The organism is Lentilactobacillus parafarraginis DSM 18390 = JCM 14109 (assembly GCF_001435895.1).
Lineage (GTDB): Bacteria > Bacillota > Bacilli > Lactobacillales > Lactobacillaceae > Lentilactobacillus > Lentilactobacillus parafarraginis.
In genome coordinates this window covers 1-16,257 of the sequence record NZ_AZFZ01000063.1, presented here as the reverse complement: position 1 = coordinate 16,257, position 16,257 = coordinate 1, and the positions used below count along the sequence as shown (strand labels likewise).

Sequence of the window (16,257 nt, the reverse complement as noted above, 5' to 3'; positions counted from 1 at the left end):
TGTTGCACTTCAATTTTAAATCGGGGAAAAAGATGACTAAATAAATCATCTGGTGATTAGTGTCGAGTTTTCCTTAATAAAAAGCGCAATTTTGACCATCTGTTCCTCAGTATCAGCGGATAGGGTCGTTTCCATAACTAGATCTTGGCCATCTTGGGCCGACACTTTTAAAGAGTAGTTATTCAGATCCAAAAAGAATGCGGTGGCCATAAATGCGGTTCGTTTATTACCATCAAAGAAGACGGGCTTCTTGGTTATTTTTTGAAGTAGAAATGCAGCTTTAAGCCAGATGTTCGGGTAAGCTTCTCGGCCAAAGAATTGTTGGCTAGGTTGCTGCACAATGGTTTCTAACCCATGTGGGTCTGCCACACCGACCGTCCCTTCTTGCGCCGCTGCAATTACTAATCGGTTAATCTCAATTAAATCGTCTTTAGTTAGATAGTTCATAGGTCTTTCAATCGTTCCATCAAATCTGCGTTCTCAGCATAAAGGCGATCAAATCTTTTTTGAAATCCCGGACTGACTTTTGGTTCGTTGTTGGCCTTAGATATTTCAATCTTGTTGGTGGCGGAATTAAAGGTTAATTCAACATCGTCACCGGCAGTTAGTTTCATAGCTTCTTTAAGCTTCTTAGTAATTCTAATTGCGTCTGAATTACCGTTCGAAAAAACCTTGGTGGTTGTTTTGATAGTTGATGAATTCTGCATTGTAATGGCTCCTTTCTGTATGTACATATTATGGTTGTGTACACACATTGTCAACCATTACAATCATTAATCTTTTAATCCGTCCTATGGCTACTTTGTGTCAGATTTCGTTCTTATTTTTGACAGGATCACCGTAGAGTATCCGTACAAATTTGATGAAGGTTGTGTAAAAAAAGCAGTATTAAAATTTTACACGGAGTTCGTCGTGACCGCCTATCGAGGGATGTTCGTTGACGTCAAAAAGGACCGAAACAACTGTCGGTTGCGTCGGTCCTCTGAACGAACGATTTAATTGATTTTTTAACTAATCCTACATATCTTTAACCGTATCTTCAAACCGGGTTCGGATATAGTTTGCGGAAGTTGCTAGTTTTTCCTTTTCGTCGTCGGTGAGGCCAAGATGCAGCTGCTCGATGACCCCGTCGCGCCCGACAATCGCCGGGTAGGACAGGTAGGTGTTGTATTCTTCGTGGAAGTTGGAAACTGGGACTTCGCTTCTGGCGTCGCTCATAATAATATTGGCGAGGCGCACGGCCGCCGCAGCGATCCCATAATTGGTGTAATGCTTGCCGTGAAAGACGGTGTAGCCGCCGGCGCGGGCAACTTCGTCCAATTTGGCCAAATCGATGTTGCGCTGCTTGGCGACTTCGGTGATTGGTTGACCCAAAACGCGAACCGATGACCACGCGGTAAATTGAGAATTCCCGTGTTCGCCGAGGTTATATCCGCCAACTGAGCGAGGGTCAATGCCTAATTCTGAAGAAACCGCCCGCCGCATCCGTGAAGAATCGAGCAGCGTTCCAGTGCCCATTACGTGATTCTTTGGAAGCCCGGTAAAGTGCTGGTACATCGTGGTGATGACGTCACATGGATTTGTGATGTCAATCAGGATGCCGTTAAATCCGGATGCTTTGATCTTTTCACTAACCGATTTCACGGCTACCTTCGTAAATGGCAGTTCGATAAACCGGTCATGTTCCTTATTGTCCTTTTGCAGGCTGATATTGCCAACGGCGGAAATGACCACGTCAGCGTCCTTGATCGCCGAATAGTCATTCACGGTGATGTTAGTATGAAATGGCAGGTTAGCCATTGCATCATGAAAATCCGTTGCGTCCGCATTAACCTTTTTCTCGTTGGTATCGATTAACACTAATTCGTCCGCAAAACCGCCGGTAACTATGTAATTTGCAATGGTTGAGCCAACGTGACCCAATCCGATGATGCCGACTTTTCTTGTCATATAATCCACCTCATAATTTTAAGAATAAAACCAGTATAACATTGATTAAGAATATTCCAAATGATATTTTAATGTTATGAGATTTTAACTCATGGATCAACTAGATTTAAGTCGTCCGTCACGTTGGATTCTTAGATTAACGGGGGAATTGCTTGCCTTTGTGAACTTGTTACGACTATAATATTTGATAAGGTAAGTGTAATGAAGGGACTTGGACGCCGTGAATAATTTGTTCGATGTACTAAAAATGGTGAGCTTTAACCATTTAGGCTTTGATTCAACGCAAGTGGTGATTACGGATGTTGCTGGGAAACCCAACGGCCTACTGACTGACCTATTCAGAGACGTCGTCAACAAAGTGAATTTATTTATTGATCTAAGTTCGGCTCATGATGCCGGCGAAGTGATCGCGTCGTTACAGAACCATACACCACTTCCCGATGACGTGCTCGATGAATACGGGAAGATCTTGCGCGAACCGTTACTAGGAATTAACTTTGCTCCTCAGAAGGGACAAATGGAATTGTTGGTAAACGGCTAATGATATATTAATTTAACGATCCATCTAAAAACGCCAATCAGCGTTGCATTTTTGCAAGCTGATTGGCGTTTTTGAGTGGTGATGATTAAACCGTTTGGTGAACGAAATTTTCAATGAAATATTTGTGAAGGCGGCTATCAGGCGTTAATTCGGGATGAAAAGCGGTCGCTAAGACGTTATCTTTGGTAGCCGCAACAACCTGATCGTCAATTTTTGCCAGAACCTTGACGTCACTGCCAACATTTGTGAGGTAGGGGGCCCGAATAAACACGGCGTGAAACGGCCCGTCGAGTCCTTGAATTGCCAAGTCCTCTTCGAAACTTTGCTGCTGACGGCCGAACCCGTTACGGACGACGGTCGCGTCAATCATATCAAATGATTCCGGCTGAGACAGCAGGACCATTCCAGCACAGGTCCCGAAGGTTGGCAGCCCATTTTGAACCAATTTCTTGATGGCGGGGAATAACCCGTTAAACACCATTAATTTTTTAATGGCTGTACTTTCACCGCCGGGGATAATCAGGCCGTCTAAGCCTTCGAGGTCTGTGGGTTCCAGAACGGCTCGGTTGTCAACGCCCAGGTTATCGAGGACCTTTTGGTGTTCATTGATTGCGCCTTGTAATGATAAGACTCCGATCATATTGGAGGCTCCTTTCCGGTTTGATTAGTTTATGAATGCTTTTAGTTTTTATTAATGAAGTGAAGAGGGGGCGTGCGTTGCTCGTCACACTCCTGAACGAACGGGTTTCGACGCCCGCACAGAATGTGCTGGCTAGCCCCATGGGGCGACGCAACAAATGCTAACATCTAAGGGTAAAATGATACAAATCCAAACCCGGGATTTCCATCATTTCACCCTTAGATACCGCATTTACCGTTGCTCGTCACACTCTGAACGTGTTCCGACGACCCAGATGCTAACGTCTAAGGGTAAAGCAGTACAAATCCAAGACCGGGATTTCCACTGCTTCACCCTTAGACACCGCATCTAACCGGGTCTCGTCACACTCCTCTATTTTCCATCATATCTTCCGTCTTCAACTCGGACATGTCAATTCCCTTCATTGGGTCGCCCAAGTTCTTTGAAACTTCGGCGATTAGCTTGTAATCGGTTGGGTGCGCCGTTGCTTGGACAATCGCCTTGGCAAATTTTGATGGGTTGGTTGACTTGAAGATTCCTGAACCGACAAAGATTCCGTCGGCTCCCAGGTTCATCAGCAATGCCGCGTCAGCTGGGGTGGACACGCCACCGGCAGCAAAGTTGATGACCGGTAATTTACCTTCGTCATGGACTTGTTTAACCAATTCGTATGGGGCCTTTAAATCGCGAGCAATTGTCATCAATTGATCCGGTTTGGCAGCAACCACGTCCCGAATTTGGGTCTGAACTTCGCGGATATGGGTCACCGCTTCGACGATATTCCCCGTACCCGGTTCACCCTTTGTCCGTAACATTGAGGCTCCTTCACCGACTCGCCGGAGGGCCTCACCCAGGTTGCGACAGCCACAAACGAATGGCACCGTGTAGTCACTCTTCAAAATGTGATACTGGTTGTCAGCGGGGGTGAGCACTTCACTTTCGTCGATATAATCAACCCCGACAGCTTCAAGAACCCGGGCTTCAGCGGAGTGGCCGATTCGCGCCTTGGCCATGACGGGAATTGAGACGGCATTCATGATGGATTCAACCATTGCTGGGTCCGACATTCGGGCAACCCCGCCGGCCTTACGGATATCGGCAGGCACTCTTTCCAATGCCATAACGGCAACGGCGCCCGCGTCTTCAGCGATCTTTGCCTGTTCCGGGTTCACAACGTCCATAATGACCCCGTTTTGTTGCATTTGCGCCATCCCACGTTTGACAGCGTCGGTACCAACAGTTTGCTTTGCCATGAATCATAACCTCCTAAGGTAATGTAAAACAACTTTTTATTAAAGAAATACTAATCGTTAGTTCGCTATGTACCACATATTCTCGCCGATTATTAGTATTGATCTCATTTTTATTAGCATATGGTCTTCACGCCCATTTGTCAATGATAAAGGGGATCATCGGCTCATTTATCAAGAATTTACATAACCGGATTGATTATTAACCAACCCTTTACATTCATTTACCCAGAGTTTGCCAAATGTTTACATTGCCCCGATAAAATAAGTTCTGTTCAATAAATCAGTAAAGGGGTATTTCACTATGACCATTTGGAAAAGAGCAATGGTGGCTGCTGGTCTCATTGGGATGTCAGTTACGTTGGCAGCCTGCAGTAGTCCGGTTGCCAATGGCGGGAAAAAATCCGACACGTTAAACGTCGTCTTTCTACCAAGTGATTCGGCTAAGGAAGAGGATGCCGCCCGAAAGGCGCTGACGTCAGAAATTCATAAGGCCACTGGTAAAAAAGTCAACGTGGTCACCACGACCGACTATAACGTGGCCATTCAATCATTAGCTTCGGGCAAGGCCCAGATTGGGCTGATGGGCCCTGATGGCTACATCCAAGCCCGCAAACAAAGCAAGGATGTTCAACCGCTGGTGACCTATTCCGGACCATCCGGAACGTTAAAGGATGCCTATTATCACAGCTATATTATGGTACCAAAGTCACAGGCCGCAAAATACAAGGTGAACGGCAAGTATTCATTAAAGAACATTAAGGGCAAACGGATGTCGTTTGTCTCAAACACTTCAACTTCCGGCTTCTCAATTCCCGCCGGTGCCATCAAGAAGGCTTTCAATCTCAAGAGTACCGACGATTTGGCCCAGAGCGGCAAGTTCTTCAGTAAGGTTCTCTACGGCCAGTCTCATCAGGGATCGGCGGTTAACCTGTTAAAGGGTGACGCCGACGTCGCCGCCTTTGACGATATGGATCTCACCCAATATGGCAAGTTCCAAAATAATTCGGACAAACCGGGGGCAATTTTCAAGATTAACAATAACGCGCCGGCGCCGTTTACCAGCGTTCGTGGGAAATCATCAGTTGCCATCGCCGCTTACAAGGTGCAGGACGAACCATTGGCTGTCAATAAGAGCAAGGTCAGCCAAAGCGATATTAATAAGATTATCAAGCAGTTGACCTCGAAGAGCGTGACGAATAACAAATTGTTCTTTGCGCCGGCAAACGCTAAGACCCGCGGGTTATTTACCAAGGTCGGCAACACAAAATTCGTTGCGATTACTGATAAGTGGTACAAACCAACCCACAACATTCTGGGCGAATAAAGGAGGAGCAGTATGCTGGAAATTAATAAGTTGTCAAAAACTTATGATGGCGGCAAGCGGTCACTGACCGATGTGTCGTTAACTGCCAAGGAAGGGGAGGTAACCGCCATTATAGGGCCTTCCGGGGCCGGGAAAACCACCCTGCTTCGAAGCATCAATCAGCTGATTGTTGATGACAGCGGCGAAATCTTATTTGATGGTCAGGACATTCGCAAGCTCAATCATCGGCAACTTAAAAAGACTCGGTCAAAAATTGGCATGATCTTTCAAAATTACAATTTAATTGAGTCACTAACGACCATTGAAAACGTGCTTCACGGCAGTTTGGCCCGTAAATCCACGCTTGCCGGCGTTTTGTCCCTGTACTCAAAGGACGAAAAGCAGGAGGCACTGCAGTTAATTGACGAGGTTGGCTTGGCTGACTTTGCCTTCAAATATTGTAGTGACCTGTCCGGCGGCCAAAAGCAGCGGGTCGGGATTGCCCGCTCGCTGATGCAGCATCCCAAGATGATGTTGTGTGATGAGCCGATCGCCTCTCTTGATCCCCGGTCAACCACTATGGTGATGGAAATCTTGCGGCGATTAGCAGACGAGAAGCACATGATGATTCTGATTAACTTGCACCAGGTTGACATTGCCAAGGAGTACGCGGACCACATTATCGGGTTAAACAACGGCCGGATTGTCTTTGATGGCGCCACTGCCACGGCAACCGATCGCGATATTGAAAACATTTATGTCAGCGATGCACCCGTCGCTGTTGGATAGGAGGCTACCATGGAGATTCGGCAATCAAAGCAACCAAATTTCTTTCTGAAGAAGCGCGTCAGGCTGTCCATTATGATTGGACTTCTCGGCGTTCTGTACGTGGGTGCGGCCGTCATCTTGAATTTCAATTCGGCCGCATTCTTATACTTAGATCGCGGAATGATCTGGCTATTTCAAAATTTCATTCCAACTAGTCAATCCATTACGTATTGGTACTCCATCACCCAAGCACTGCTGAGAACCTTCGTGGTGGCGGTTGCCGCAACCAGCGTGGCCGGGGTCCTGGCGTTGGTCCTCGCCATTTTGGGCGCCAAATCGACCGGCCCCAGTCGAACGTTAAGCTGGGTGATTCGCGGATTTGCCTCAATTATGCGAAACATTCCGATTGTCGGCTGGGCAATGCTGCTGCTATTTTCATTTAAGCAAAATGACTTTACCGGCTTCCTGGCCCTGTTGTTTCTGAGTGTTGGCTTTCTGACCCGGGCATTTATGGAAACTATCGAAGACGTGGATGTTGAAAAGATCCAGGCGCTTCAAGTAACCGGCGCGAGTTATCTGCAAGTCATTTCTCAAGCAGTCCTGCCGGAAATTACAACGCCGCTCATTTCCTGGTTATTGTACATGATTGAAAATAACATTCGGGATGCCACCCTGGTGGGGCTGTTAACGGGGACTGGAATCGGCTTTGTCTTTGATCTGTACTTTAAGAGTTTGCGATACGGTCCGGCTGGGCTGGTCGTATTGGCAATTATCATTCTGGTCATTGCCGTTGAACTGGTTTCCAACTATGTTGAAAGGAGGATTGCGGCATGATTAGTAAGCCTGAAAAACAGCTCGGCGTGGTGCCGGCTTCACGACCGGTGATGCCCAAGTTAAACCTGTCGTTTCGGCTGAAAGACAAGCGCAGGCGAACCATCTACGGGGTCATCATGCTCTTAATGGTTACAACGCTGGCCACCGTTCCAACGATTATCCCAAAGGGCGTCAATTTAGTGGCCGCAACTCAGGGGCTGATTGACAATATTCGAATCATGTTCCTTCATCCGGCCGTTTCCAACACCAGCTTTGGCAGCCTGGTTGGGGCGTTAGTCCAAAGTATCGCGCTGGCCTTCCTGACAACCCTGATTGGGGCGATCTTTGCCTTCTTCATTGCCTTAATGGCATCACGCAATTTAGCGCCCCGGTGGCTGATTGATATTGTGCAAAGCGCCATGGCGTTTGTCCGGGCCATCCCAACTATTTTGTGGGTGCTGATTTACAGTGTCGCTTTGGGACTAGGGGCCAACGCGGCCGTGATTGGGCTGACCTTTCACAGCGTTGCCTACCTGGTGAAAGTTTACGCTGACAGCATCGATGAGCTGCCAAAGGACACATTGGCGGCGCTGCGTGCGATGGGCGTTGGTTTTTGGCCGTTGGTAAGTCAGGTGATCTTGCCGACCGTCATGCCGAGTTTTCTGAGCTGGACGTTCATTCGATTTGAAATCAACTTTGCCAACGCGGTCGCTGTGGGGGCAGCGGCTGGTGCTGGCGGGATTGGCTACCAGTTATTCATGGCCAGCGGGTTTTACTTTGATTTTCATGAAGTGGGGATGATCGTTTATCTGATCTTAGCGTTTACGATTCCGCTGGAAATTATTTCATATAAATTACGTACACGATACATTAAACGGGCTGGTAAGTAAGTGAATTTGACATAAGGAGCGATTATGATGATTCAAGCAGTTATCTTTGATTGGGCTGGGACCACGATTGATTATGGCAGTCAGGCACCAATCATTGCCTTTCAGCAGGCATTTCACCACTTTGATATTGATATTCCAACGGCCGACATCCGCCAGGACCTCGGTCTTGACAAGCTGACCCACGTCAAAAAAATGATGGCCCAGCCTGAAATTCAGTCCAAGTGGGAGGCGAAGTACCCGACGATTCCGATCGAGGAAGCGGTGATCCAAATTTATCGGCAGTTCCAAAGCGACATTGTGACCGTTTTGGCAGAAACGGCCAAGTTGAAACCCGGCGTTAAGGCCTTAATGACCTACCTCGAGGAACAGGGGATTAAGGTTGGCTCGACGACCGGCTACACTCAGGCGATGCTTGACCGGGTCATTCCATTAGCGGCTAAGCAGGGGTATCAGCCCCAGGTTAACGTGACTTCCGAGCAGACAAATGGGGTTGGCCGACCAAAGGCGGATATGCTGCTGTATGCGCTGAAACGTTTGGGCGTCAACGATCCAAGACAGACCATTAAGGTTGGCGACACGGTCAACGACATTTTGGAAGCCAAACAGGCCCACGCGATCGCGGTCGGCGTTGTCGTTGGCGGCAACCAGGTGGGCTTATCCGAAAAGGAGTATGACTTGTTATCAGCATCCGAGAAGCGCGCGGTAACGACTAAGGCTGCTTCGCAATTAAAAGCCGCCGGCGCCGACTACGTCATTTCAAATATTGATGACCTGATTCGCTTGATTCCCGCCCTTGATATTATTGAAGCCAACCGGCCAACACCGGAGCCGATTTTGTTGACACCAGGGCCGCTGACCACCAGTGAGACAGTCAAAAGCCAAATGTTGGTTGATCACGGCACTTGGGATGACGAGTACAAACGCGATACGCAAGCGGTCCGAGCTGAGCTGCTCAAGCTTGCCAACGCGCCTCAGGAGGACTACGCCGCGGTTTTGATGCAGGGCAGCGGGACGTTTGCCGTTGAATCGACGCTCGGCACCGCCGTTCCTAAAAAGAATGCAGTTCTGATGATCGCCATTAACGGCGCTTATGGGCAGCGCATGGCGCAGATTGCCGACTATCTTGATATCCGCCACGTTGACGTGGCCTTTGCCGAAGATGAAATTACCGACTGGTCACGGATTCAATCGGAACTAACCGCTCATCCGGAAGTAACCCATTTCGCGGTGGTTCACTGTGAGACGACCACCGGGATTTTGAATCCGATTGAAACCATCATTCCAAAAGTTCACGCCATGGGCATTACCACCATCGTTGACGCGATGTCCAGCTTTGGCGGGGTGCCGATTAATACGGCTGATTTGGGATTGGATTACCTTATTAGCAGTTCCAACAAGTGTGTGCAGGGGGTTCCCGGTTTCGGGCTGGTGATCGCCAAACGGACGACGATTGATCAAACAAAGGGAAATGCGCGCTCGCTGGCATTGGACTTGTACGATCAGTATCGCACCTTTGAGGAGCATGACGGCAAGTGGCGCTTTACATCGCCAACCCACGTGGTGTATGCATTCCTGCAGGCGCTTCGAGAATTGAACGCGGCCGGCGGCGTTACGGCCCGCAATCGGCGGTACGCGGAAAATGAAGCCAAGTTGCGGGAAGGAATGGCCAAGTTGGGATATGAACCGGTGATTAAAGCCGATGTTCAGTCCCCAATCATCACGTCGTTTAAATACCCCAGCCAACAGTTTGATTTTCAAGCTTTGTACGAATACCTAAAGAAGAACGGCTTCATTATCTATCCGGGGAAGGTGTCGAACATCGACAGTTTCCGGATTGGCAATATTGGCCAGGTGTTTGCGCCGGATATTGACCAGTTGCTGGAACTGATTAAGCAGTACAGCGTCGTTGAAGTTTAACGCTTGATGATAAAAAATTCACCCCATTATCGATGAGGTGAATTTTTTGTGCGGATTAGAAAGCATGGCGGTATTGGGCGATTGTTCGCCGGAGCTCATTGCGATACGTGAATGAAAGCCAACCAACCATGACGAGGTAGATGCCAGTGCAGATCACCGTGTTTTCGATGCCAAACGTGCCGCCATTTATCAGGGCTTTTCCAGTCACTGGAACGGATTTGAACACCGCGCCGACGTTGACGGTGCCGGACACGGCAGTGCCGAATACCACCCCTTCAGCAAAGTTCCACGCCGAGTGAAAGGCACCGTTAATCCATAAATTTTGCCATTTCAAACGCATTAGTGACATGAAGAGACCAAAGAGGATCAGATTCACTACAGCCAGGGCGTCGATGCCGGCATTCAGGCTGTGAAGCGCGGCAAAGATACCAACGTTGACGATAATTGCCAGCAGTGGCTGGTGCCGTTTTAAAAAGTGGCCCATGATGTAGCCACGGCACACCAGTTCTTCAAACAGACCCTGAATGGCAAAGCCGATGAGAAACAAAAAGGCCCAGCCCGCCGAAGTACCCGTCATGATAAATCGGACGGTGAAGCCGCCTAACCCAACGCTGATGAGCCAACAGCTGGCAAACGTCAACGTTCCGGCTAAGAAAGCCGTGACGTATCGTTTAAGAACCTGGTCCCGGGAAAAGGTCATGATATCGGGACTCCTTCGATATGTAAAGATCATTGCGACAACCCCAACAATTTCGCCCATCATGAATAGCCAGTCATTGATGGGGGTGTTGGCGTTACTTTGGAGAAACGTTGTGAGTTGTGAAATGATGATCCAAATAATGGTCATGAGGCTGACCATGACAATGTCGGCGAGGGTTCGCCAAAAATGAAGTGGGGAAGCCACTAGAACTGCCTTCTTTCGTTAATGAGTGGGTGAAAATCGCTGCTGCAGGGTCGCGATGAAGTGGCGACTTGCCGGGCTCTGAGGAACGTTGCGATTCTGAGAAACCGTGACGTCAAGCGGCAGGGCCACCTGCTTGATTTGAATTTTACCATACGAAACGGCCCGTGGTTGACTCAATAATAAAGATTTTGGCACAATGGTTGCCCCGAGGCCCCCGATTGCTAGTTGAAAAGCCGTGGTAATGTTGGCGGTGCGGACAACGACTTTAGGCCGGCAGTCGTATTTGGCGAGGTAGCTGGCCACCAGGCGCTGAAAGCTCGACGTTTCAGTTTCCATGATGAAATCTTGATCGTTGATAAACGCACTGATATCACTGACGGGCTGGTTGGGGAGATCCCGAGCTGTGGCCGGCGGGATGATCAGGACCGCACTGTCGGTGTAAAGCCGGTTTTGCTTTAATTCTGGATTAAATGCTGGGGCGATGCCGATATAAACGTCCAATTTTTCGGCCAGTAAATCAGCCTCCAGTTGGCGGGCCGGCTTTTCGATGAGCTGGATGTGAACATCGGCAAACTGCTGGTGATAATCCGTCAAAACCGGCGGCAATACCAGTTGGGCGAGTGACTCGTTCACGCCAATCGTCAGGGTCTCGGAGGTGGTATCTGCCAGTCGCGCCAACTGATTGCGCATAATTTGGTAATCTTGAACCAGTTGCTTGGTTTTCTTGAGGTAGTAGGTGCCCGCCGGCGTGAGGGTGAAGGGATGCTGGGTGCGATCAATCAGGGAAATTTGGTATTGATTTTCCGTTTTGCGAATAATTTTGCTTAATGTTGGCTGCGTAATGAACAATGCTTCGGCCGCCTTAGAAATACTTCCGAACGCTTGAATTGCTTCCAGTATCCGGATTAATTGCCGATTTCGGTCTAAGGAATCCATGAATTGGCCTCCTGTTTATGACGTTTTCATTTGCTTAAAGTATGCCGCTGGCGGCATAAAAATTCAACTGGAAAACCATTTTACTTCGTGGAAATTCGCGGGATAATGGAAGCATACAGTTGGAACCGTTTACACAACCATGCTCATTAAATCACGTAAATGGCACTTTCCGATTAAGGATTAATAAAGACAATCAAACGAAATGGGGTATTATCATGACAGACTCAACAAATAATCACTGGGCAGCAGCTTACGACGTTATCGTTGTCGGATTTGGGGCCGCGGGGGCAACCGCCGCTCGGTTCGCGGCTGATGATGGCGCAAAGGTATTGCTGATCGATTCGGCACCGGAAGGCCACGAGGGCGGCAATACCCGCTATGCCGGCCAGGTTGTGCTGACCGGATATGATTTTGACAAGATGAAAACGTACTTTAAACAACTGTTTGGTCCAATTAAGATTGATGAAAAGATGTTGGATACTTACGTTGATGGATTGGTCCACATTCCCGACTACTTCAAGAAGTACTTGGAAATCAAGGCGCCGGTTTCCTACAACAAGGTTCACCGCGATCCTGATTTCGAAGCCTTTGCCAACGGGTTGTCGCCGGAATATCCTGAATTTGAAGGTTCCGATACCGTTGACCTGACGACCGTTCACGACGGCTATTTCGATGCCTCCCTTTGGAAGACCTTGCGGGGCCAAGTTGTCAAACGCAGCCGGCAGATTGACGTTTGGCTGGCCTCTCCAGCTAAGCACTTGATTCAAGATCCGCAGACAAAGGCGATCGTTGGCGTTCAGATCGAGCGTAATGGTCAGCTTGTTGACGTTCAGGCAGCTAACGGGGTCGTGATGGCACTGGGCGGCTTTGAAAACAACAATGACGCCATTCAGAACTTCATTGGCGTTCCCAAGCTGAAGGTGATCGGTACCCGCTATAACAAGGGCGACGGGATTGCCATGGCTCAGGAAGTCGGCGCCAGTTTATGGCACATGAAGTCGTTTGAAGGTTTCGGTTTTGATACCGGCTTCACCTTTGAGAATCCGAAGGAAGCCCGCGGGAAGTTCATTCTGAGCCCGTGGCCCGACCTTTCCCACGGTAGTATCTTCGTCGCTGCCGATGATGGCAGCCGGTACGTTCGTGAAGATGAAAATGGCCGTCACGGTCACGCCTTTGAGGGCGGCAGCTGGAAGAACCCAACCGTTTATTCGCACCCCCATCTGATCTTTGACCAGACTCAGTACCGCCAAATTAAGGAAAGCGGTAAGCTGCCTTATCCAGACTTCTTCGACATCACGGTGAAGGGCAGTACAATTGACTCCCTCGCTCATAAAATCAAGGCCAACCCAACAACCCTTAAGCAGACGATTGACCGGTTCAGTGTGTTTGCTGAAAATGGCGAGGACCTGGCCCTGAACCGCAGCGGCGATTCAATGCGGGCATTTGACGACGGTCCGTATTACGCAACCCCACTGGCAACGGCGATGCTGAACACGCAGGGTGGGGCCAAGCGTAACGAACGGGCTGAAGTTCTGGATGCATTTAACACGCCAATTCCGCACCTGTACAGTGCCGGCGAGTTCGGTGGGATTAACGCCAACCAGTATAATGGTGGCGGCAACCTTGCCGAGTGCCTGATTTTCGGTAAAATTGCCGGACAGAATGCGGCTGCTAAAAAGGACGATCAAGTCAGTCGTCCAACGACCCCAACCGTCACAACGGGGGACCTTGGCGGCAGTGACATTGATGAAGCCAGCGTTTTCAGCAAGTACGCCGTTGGCAAGGATCAGTATTTGGGCATCAGTGACGCTGGCATCGGTGGCCGGGTCGTCGTTCGGATCACGTACCGGGATAACCAGTTGAAGGATGTTGAGGTGCTGGAAGAATCCGAATCCGAGGACGTTGGTCAAAAAGCCATGACGGAACTGCCTAAGCAGATGGTGGCGGCCAACACGGTTGACGTGGATGCCATCTCGGGGGCTTCATCCTCAAGCCGGGCGTTGAAGAGTGCCGTTAGAAACGCCGAGGAAAAGGCGAAAAATTCAGTTGAAAGCTAATCGTGGTTGATTGAAAGGCAACTTATGAAAATGTGGCGGAAACGACATGTGAAATAAGTTGCTTTTTTGTAAATCGCGTGATGAAAGCGCTGTTATAAATGGTAAGATATGGGTGGATTTAAATTAATTGATATGAAGGGGTTCTTAATAATGGTAAATGATCAACAGGCACAGTGGGACGCAACTTACGATGTTGTCGTTTTGGGCTTTGGCGGCGCTGGCGCGACAGCCGCAAGGTTTGCTGCCGATAATGGGGCAACCGTTCTCTTAGTGGACGCCGCACCGGAAGGCCACGAAGGCGGTAACACACGGTATTCAGCACAGCTGATTGGCACGGGTGAAAATTTTGACGGCCTCATGAGCTACTACAAAGCATTAACGGCGCCAATGCACTTGGATGAAAGCATGATTGAGACGTACGTTCGTGGGATGATGGGGATTCGCGACTATGTGAAGCGCTATTTAGGGGAAGAACCAGTGAGCTGGAAGCACGACTCCTTGGACTACAAGGGACCGGTTGCCCCGATCGTTGAGGAATTCCCGGAGTTTCCAGGGTCGGCCAGCTACGATACCACCACGATTACCCATAATTTCTTTGACGGCGCGCTCTGGCGGAATTTGAAAGGCCAGGTTACCAAACGGCTGACAAAATTGATGTTCTTTACGAAACGCCAGGCAAACAATTGATTCAAGATCCCGTAAGCAAGACGGTGACCGGCGTGGTGATTGCCCGTCATGGGAAAACACTTCGTGTGGCGGCTAAAAACGGGGTTGTTCTGGCCACCGGTGGCTTTGAAAATAATCAGCAAAACATCGAAGACTATCTGGGAGCCTCGCATCTCTCACCACTTGGAACCCTCTACAATAAGGGCATTGGCTTGAAACTCGGCCAGCAGGTTGGGGCTGACATGTGGCATATGCACAATTATGAATCGTTGGGCCTGCTTCACGGGATGGCGTTTGCGGTAAAGCCGGGCGAACGGGCCCGGCTGATGATTAGCCAGCAGCTGGTGAGCCAGGGCCGAGTATTTGTCATCGGTGATGATGGTTCCCGCTACTTTAACGAAGCGGAGCCCAATCGGCACGGCCACTTATTCAACCACGGTCAGTGGAAGGTGCCGCTTAATCAGGATCACCCATATCTGATTTTCGACAAACACCAAAAGAAGCAGCTTGATCAGGATCCAATCATTGGCCAGTATCAACCCTATTTGGACAATCTGATTAAAGCTAACTCAATTGATGAGTTAGCTAAAAAGCTTCAGGTTTCCGCGAAGGTGCTTCACCAGACCTTCAAACGCTTCAACAAGGCCGCCGAGAAGGGGAAGGATCCCGAATTTCATCGGCCGGCAAAGTCAATGGTTCCGTTTGGTAAGGGTGCTCTGTATGCGGTCCCTCTGGTGCAAACAATGCTGAATACCCAGGGCGGCCCGCGCCGAAACGCCAACGCAGAAGTGGTGGATTCCGCGGGCCAGCCAATCCCGCATCTGTACAGTGCTGGCGAATTAGGTGGCATTTGTGCCAACCAGTATCAGGGCGGCGGCAACCTTGCGGAATGCCTGATCTTTGGAAAAATTGCCGGGGAGAATGCGGCCGAAGAAAAGGCGGTTCCTGATCAAGCGGATCAAGCCGTTGATACGACAACGACGGCTTCCAAATTCACGACGAAACTGACCAGCGATCTGGCAGCAACTCAGAAACCGGATTACCCGACCGAAGCTAACCAATACATTGGTGAAAACGATGATGGCATTGGCGGCAGGGTCGTCGTTCGGGTCACGCTGACTGATGATCATAAGCTGGCAAACGTTGAAGTGTTGGAGCAGAGTGAAAGCGAGGACGTCGGTTTGAAGGCGATGGCTGAGCTGCCAAAGCAAATGGTTGCTAAAAACACCGTTGACGTCGATTCAGTTTCAGGGGCATCCGTTTCAAGCCAAGCCTTAAAGGCGGCAGTTAAGGATGCGCTCAAGAAAGCGGAATCGGCAAGTACGGATAGTTCTAAATAATCTGTATGATTGATAAAAAATGATTTTTCACGTGAAAGTAGTGTTATTCAAACATTTATCGGAAATGTTTGGACAACACTTTTTTTGTGATTGATTAATTAGTATAAACAATATATACTAAATAAACCAAATAGTTCAATTGAGCTTCAACCGTATTTAATTCGGTACCACAAGATTCGGTAACGATTTGTTTTTGATTGGAGGTGCAGGGAAGGAAAGCTAACCTTTTGAGGTTGGGATGATGGAACAGATTAGGGTCTGTCTTAAAACAAGCTTTTT

Annotated in this window: 15 protein-coding genes and 2 pseudogenes; 9 read left to right on the top strand and 8 right to left on the bottom strand. The window is 49.0% G+C overall.

The window, feature by feature from the left end:
* Positions 1 to 45: 45 nt before the first annotated feature.
* From FD47_RS11965 to FD47_RS11955, 3 genes are all read right to left on the bottom strand, one after another.
* Positions 46 to 447 (bottom strand): type II toxin-antitoxin system death-on-curing family toxin, encoded by a 402-nt coding sequence (locus FD47_RS11965; protein WP_054736070.1) that lies wholly within the window; start codon positions 445 to 447, stop codon positions 46 to 48.
* The gene (locus FD47_RS11960; protein ID WP_054736072.1) at positions 444 to 707 is read right to left on the bottom strand and encodes an AbrB/MazE/SpoVT family DNA-binding domain-containing protein; all 264 of its coding nucleotides are present in this window, start codon (positions 705 to 707) and stop codon (positions 444 to 446) included. Before FD47_RS11960 ends, FD47_RS11965 begins: the two co-directional genes overlap by 4 nt.
* Before the next feature lie 310 nt (positions 708 to 1,017).
* The gene (locus FD47_RS11955) at positions 1,018 to 1,950 is read right to left on the bottom strand and encodes an L-lactate dehydrogenase (protein ID WP_054736075.1); all 933 of its coding nucleotides are present in this window, start codon (positions 1,948 to 1,950) and stop codon (positions 1,018 to 1,020) included.
* A 220-nt stretch (positions 1,951 to 2,170) separates the two neighbouring features.
* Here FD47_RS11955 and FD47_RS11950 point away from each other — a divergent pair, with 220 nt between their 5' ends.
* Positions 2,171 to 2,491, top strand: coding sequence for a hypothetical protein (locus FD47_RS11950; protein WP_054736092.1), 321 nt, complete (start codon positions 2,171 to 2,173; stop codon positions 2,489 to 2,491).
* Positions 2,492 to 2,576: 85 nt separating this feature from the next.
* Here FD47_RS11950 and pdxT read toward each other — a convergent pair whose 3' ends face one another.
* Both pdxT and pdxS read right to left on the bottom strand, forming a co-directional pair.
* Positions 2,577 to 3,131, bottom strand: coding sequence for a pyridoxal 5'-phosphate synthase glutaminase subunit PdxT (gene pdxT, locus FD47_RS11945; protein WP_056980724.1), 555 nt, complete (start codon positions 3,129 to 3,131; stop codon positions 2,577 to 2,579).
* 362 nt (positions 3,132 to 3,493) lie between these two features.
* Positions 3,494 to 4,384 carry a pyridoxal 5'-phosphate synthase lyase subunit PdxS gene (gene pdxS, locus FD47_RS11940; RefSeq protein ID WP_056980723.1) on the bottom strand — a complete coding sequence of 297 codons (891 nt, stop codon included), beginning with the start codon at positions 4,382 to 4,384 and terminating at the stop codon, positions 3,494 to 3,496.
* Positions 4,385 to 4,685: 301 nt separating this feature from the next.
* Between pdxS and FD47_RS11935 the strand changes: the two genes are divergently transcribed.
* From FD47_RS11935 to phnW, 6 genes and pseudogenes are all read left to right on the top strand, one after another.
* Positions 4,686 to 5,708: a phosphate/phosphite/phosphonate ABC transporter substrate-binding protein gene (locus tag FD47_RS11935; protein WP_054736077.1), complete on the top strand. Its 1,023-nt coding sequence runs from the start codon at positions 4,686 to 4,688 to the stop codon at positions 5,706 to 5,708.
* 12 nt (positions 5,709 to 5,720) lie between these two features.
* Positions 5,721 to 6,476 (top strand): phosphonate ABC transporter ATP-binding protein, encoded by a 756-nt coding sequence (gene phnC / locus FD47_RS11930; RefSeq protein WP_054736079.1) that lies wholly within the window; start codon positions 5,721 to 5,723, stop codon positions 6,474 to 6,476.
* 9 nt (positions 6,477 to 6,485) lie between these two features.
* Positions 6,486 to 7,289 (top strand): phosphate/phosphonate ABC transporter permease, encoded by an 804-nt coding sequence (locus FD47_RS11925; RefSeq protein ID WP_054736081.1) that lies wholly within the window; start codon positions 6,486 to 6,488, stop codon positions 7,287 to 7,289.
* A complete protein-coding gene (locus tag FD47_RS11920) occupies positions 7,286 to 8,158 on the top strand; it encodes a PhnE/PtxC family ABC transporter permease (RefSeq protein ID WP_054736083.1) in 873 nt (290 codons plus the stop codon). The genes FD47_RS11925 and FD47_RS11920 overlap by 4 nt, the downstream gene beginning before the upstream one ends.
* A 24-nt stretch (positions 8,159 to 8,182) precedes the next feature.
* A pseudogene (gene phnX, locus FD47_RS15885) lies at positions 8,183 to 8,932 on the top strand (phosphonoacetaldehyde hydrolase); the annotation flags it as partial.
* 57 nt (positions 8,933 to 8,989) lie between these two features.
* Complete coding sequence (gene phnW / locus FD47_RS15880; RefSeq protein WP_404820073.1) at positions 8,990 to 10,075, top strand: 2-aminoethylphosphonate--pyruvate transaminase; 1,086 nt, start codon at positions 8,990 to 8,992, stop codon at positions 10,073 to 10,075.
* A gap of 55 nt (positions 10,076 to 10,130) precedes the next feature.
* Here the strand turns inward: phnW and FD47_RS11910 are convergent, their stop codons facing one another.
* Complete coding sequence (locus FD47_RS11910) at positions 10,131 to 10,979, bottom strand: CPBP family intramembrane glutamic endopeptidase (protein ID WP_056980722.1); 849 nt, start codon at positions 10,977 to 10,979, stop codon at positions 10,131 to 10,133.
* Between the two features lie 18 nt (positions 10,980 to 10,997).
* Positions 10,998 to 11,915 (bottom strand): LysR family transcriptional regulator, encoded by a 918-nt coding sequence (locus FD47_RS11905; protein WP_054736090.1) that lies wholly within the window; start codon positions 11,913 to 11,915, stop codon positions 10,998 to 11,000.
* A 215-nt stretch (positions 11,916 to 12,130) separates the two neighbouring features.
* On the opposite strand from FD47_RS11905, the gene FD47_RS11900 reads away from it, so the two are divergent.
* A complete protein-coding gene (locus FD47_RS11900) occupies positions 12,131 to 13,972 on the top strand; it encodes an FAD-binding protein (protein ID WP_056980721.1) in 1,842 nt (613 codons plus the stop codon).
* A 150-nt stretch (positions 13,973 to 14,122) separates the two neighbouring features.
* Positions 14,123 to 15,978: pseudogene (locus FD47_RS11895) on the top strand (FAD-binding protein).
* Positions 15,979 to 16,072: 94 nt separating this feature from the next.
* On the opposite strand, the gene FD47_RS15875 reads toward FD47_RS11895, so the two are convergent.
* Positions 16,073 to 16,257 (bottom strand): hypothetical protein (locus tag FD47_RS15875; protein ID WP_235806084.1); only part of this gene is annotated, 185 nt, incomplete at its 5' end.

What these genes read in the sequence shown, in the direction of transcription:
- FD47_RS11965 (WP_054736070.1), bottom strand. Translation starts at nt 447, where the DNA reads ATGAACTATCTAACTAAAGACGATTTAATTGAGATTAACCGATTAGTA.
- FD47_RS11960 (WP_054736072.1), bottom strand. Translation starts at nt 707, where the DNA reads ATGCAGAATTCATCAACTATCAAAACAACCACCAAGGTTTTTTCGAAC.
- FD47_RS11955 (WP_054736075.1), bottom strand. Translation starts at nt 1,950, where the DNA reads ATGACAAGAAAAGTCGGCATCATCGGATTGGGTCACGTTGGCTCAACC.
- pdxT (WP_056980724.1), bottom strand. Translation starts at nt 3,131, where the DNA reads ATGATCGGAGTCTTATCATTACAAGGCGCAATCAATGAACACCAAAAG.
- pdxS (WP_056980723.1), bottom strand. Translation starts at nt 4,384, where the DNA reads ATGGCAAAGCAAACTGTTGGTACCGACGCTGTCAAACGTGGGATGGCG.
- FD47_RS11935 (WP_054736077.1), top strand. Translation starts at nt 4,686, where the DNA reads ATGACCATTTGGAAAAGAGCAATGGTGGCTGCTGGTCTCATTGGGATG.
- phnC (WP_054736079.1), top strand. Translation starts at nt 5,721, where the DNA reads ATGCTGGAAATTAATAAGTTGTCAAAAACTTATGATGGCGGCAAGCGG.
- FD47_RS11925 (WP_054736081.1), top strand. Translation starts at nt 6,486, where the DNA reads ATGGAGATTCGGCAATCAAAGCAACCAAATTTCTTTCTGAAGAAGCGC.
- FD47_RS11920 (WP_054736083.1), top strand. Translation starts at nt 7,286, where the DNA reads ATGATTAGTAAGCCTGAAAAACAGCTCGGCGTGGTGCCGGCTTCACGA.
- FD47_RS11905 (WP_054736090.1), bottom strand. Translation starts at nt 11,915, where the DNA reads ATGGATTCCTTAGACCGAAATCGGCAATTAATCCGGATACTGGAAGCA.
- FD47_RS11900 (WP_056980721.1), top strand. Translation starts at nt 12,131, where the DNA reads ATGACAGACTCAACAAATAATCACTGGGCAGCAGCTTACGACGTTATC.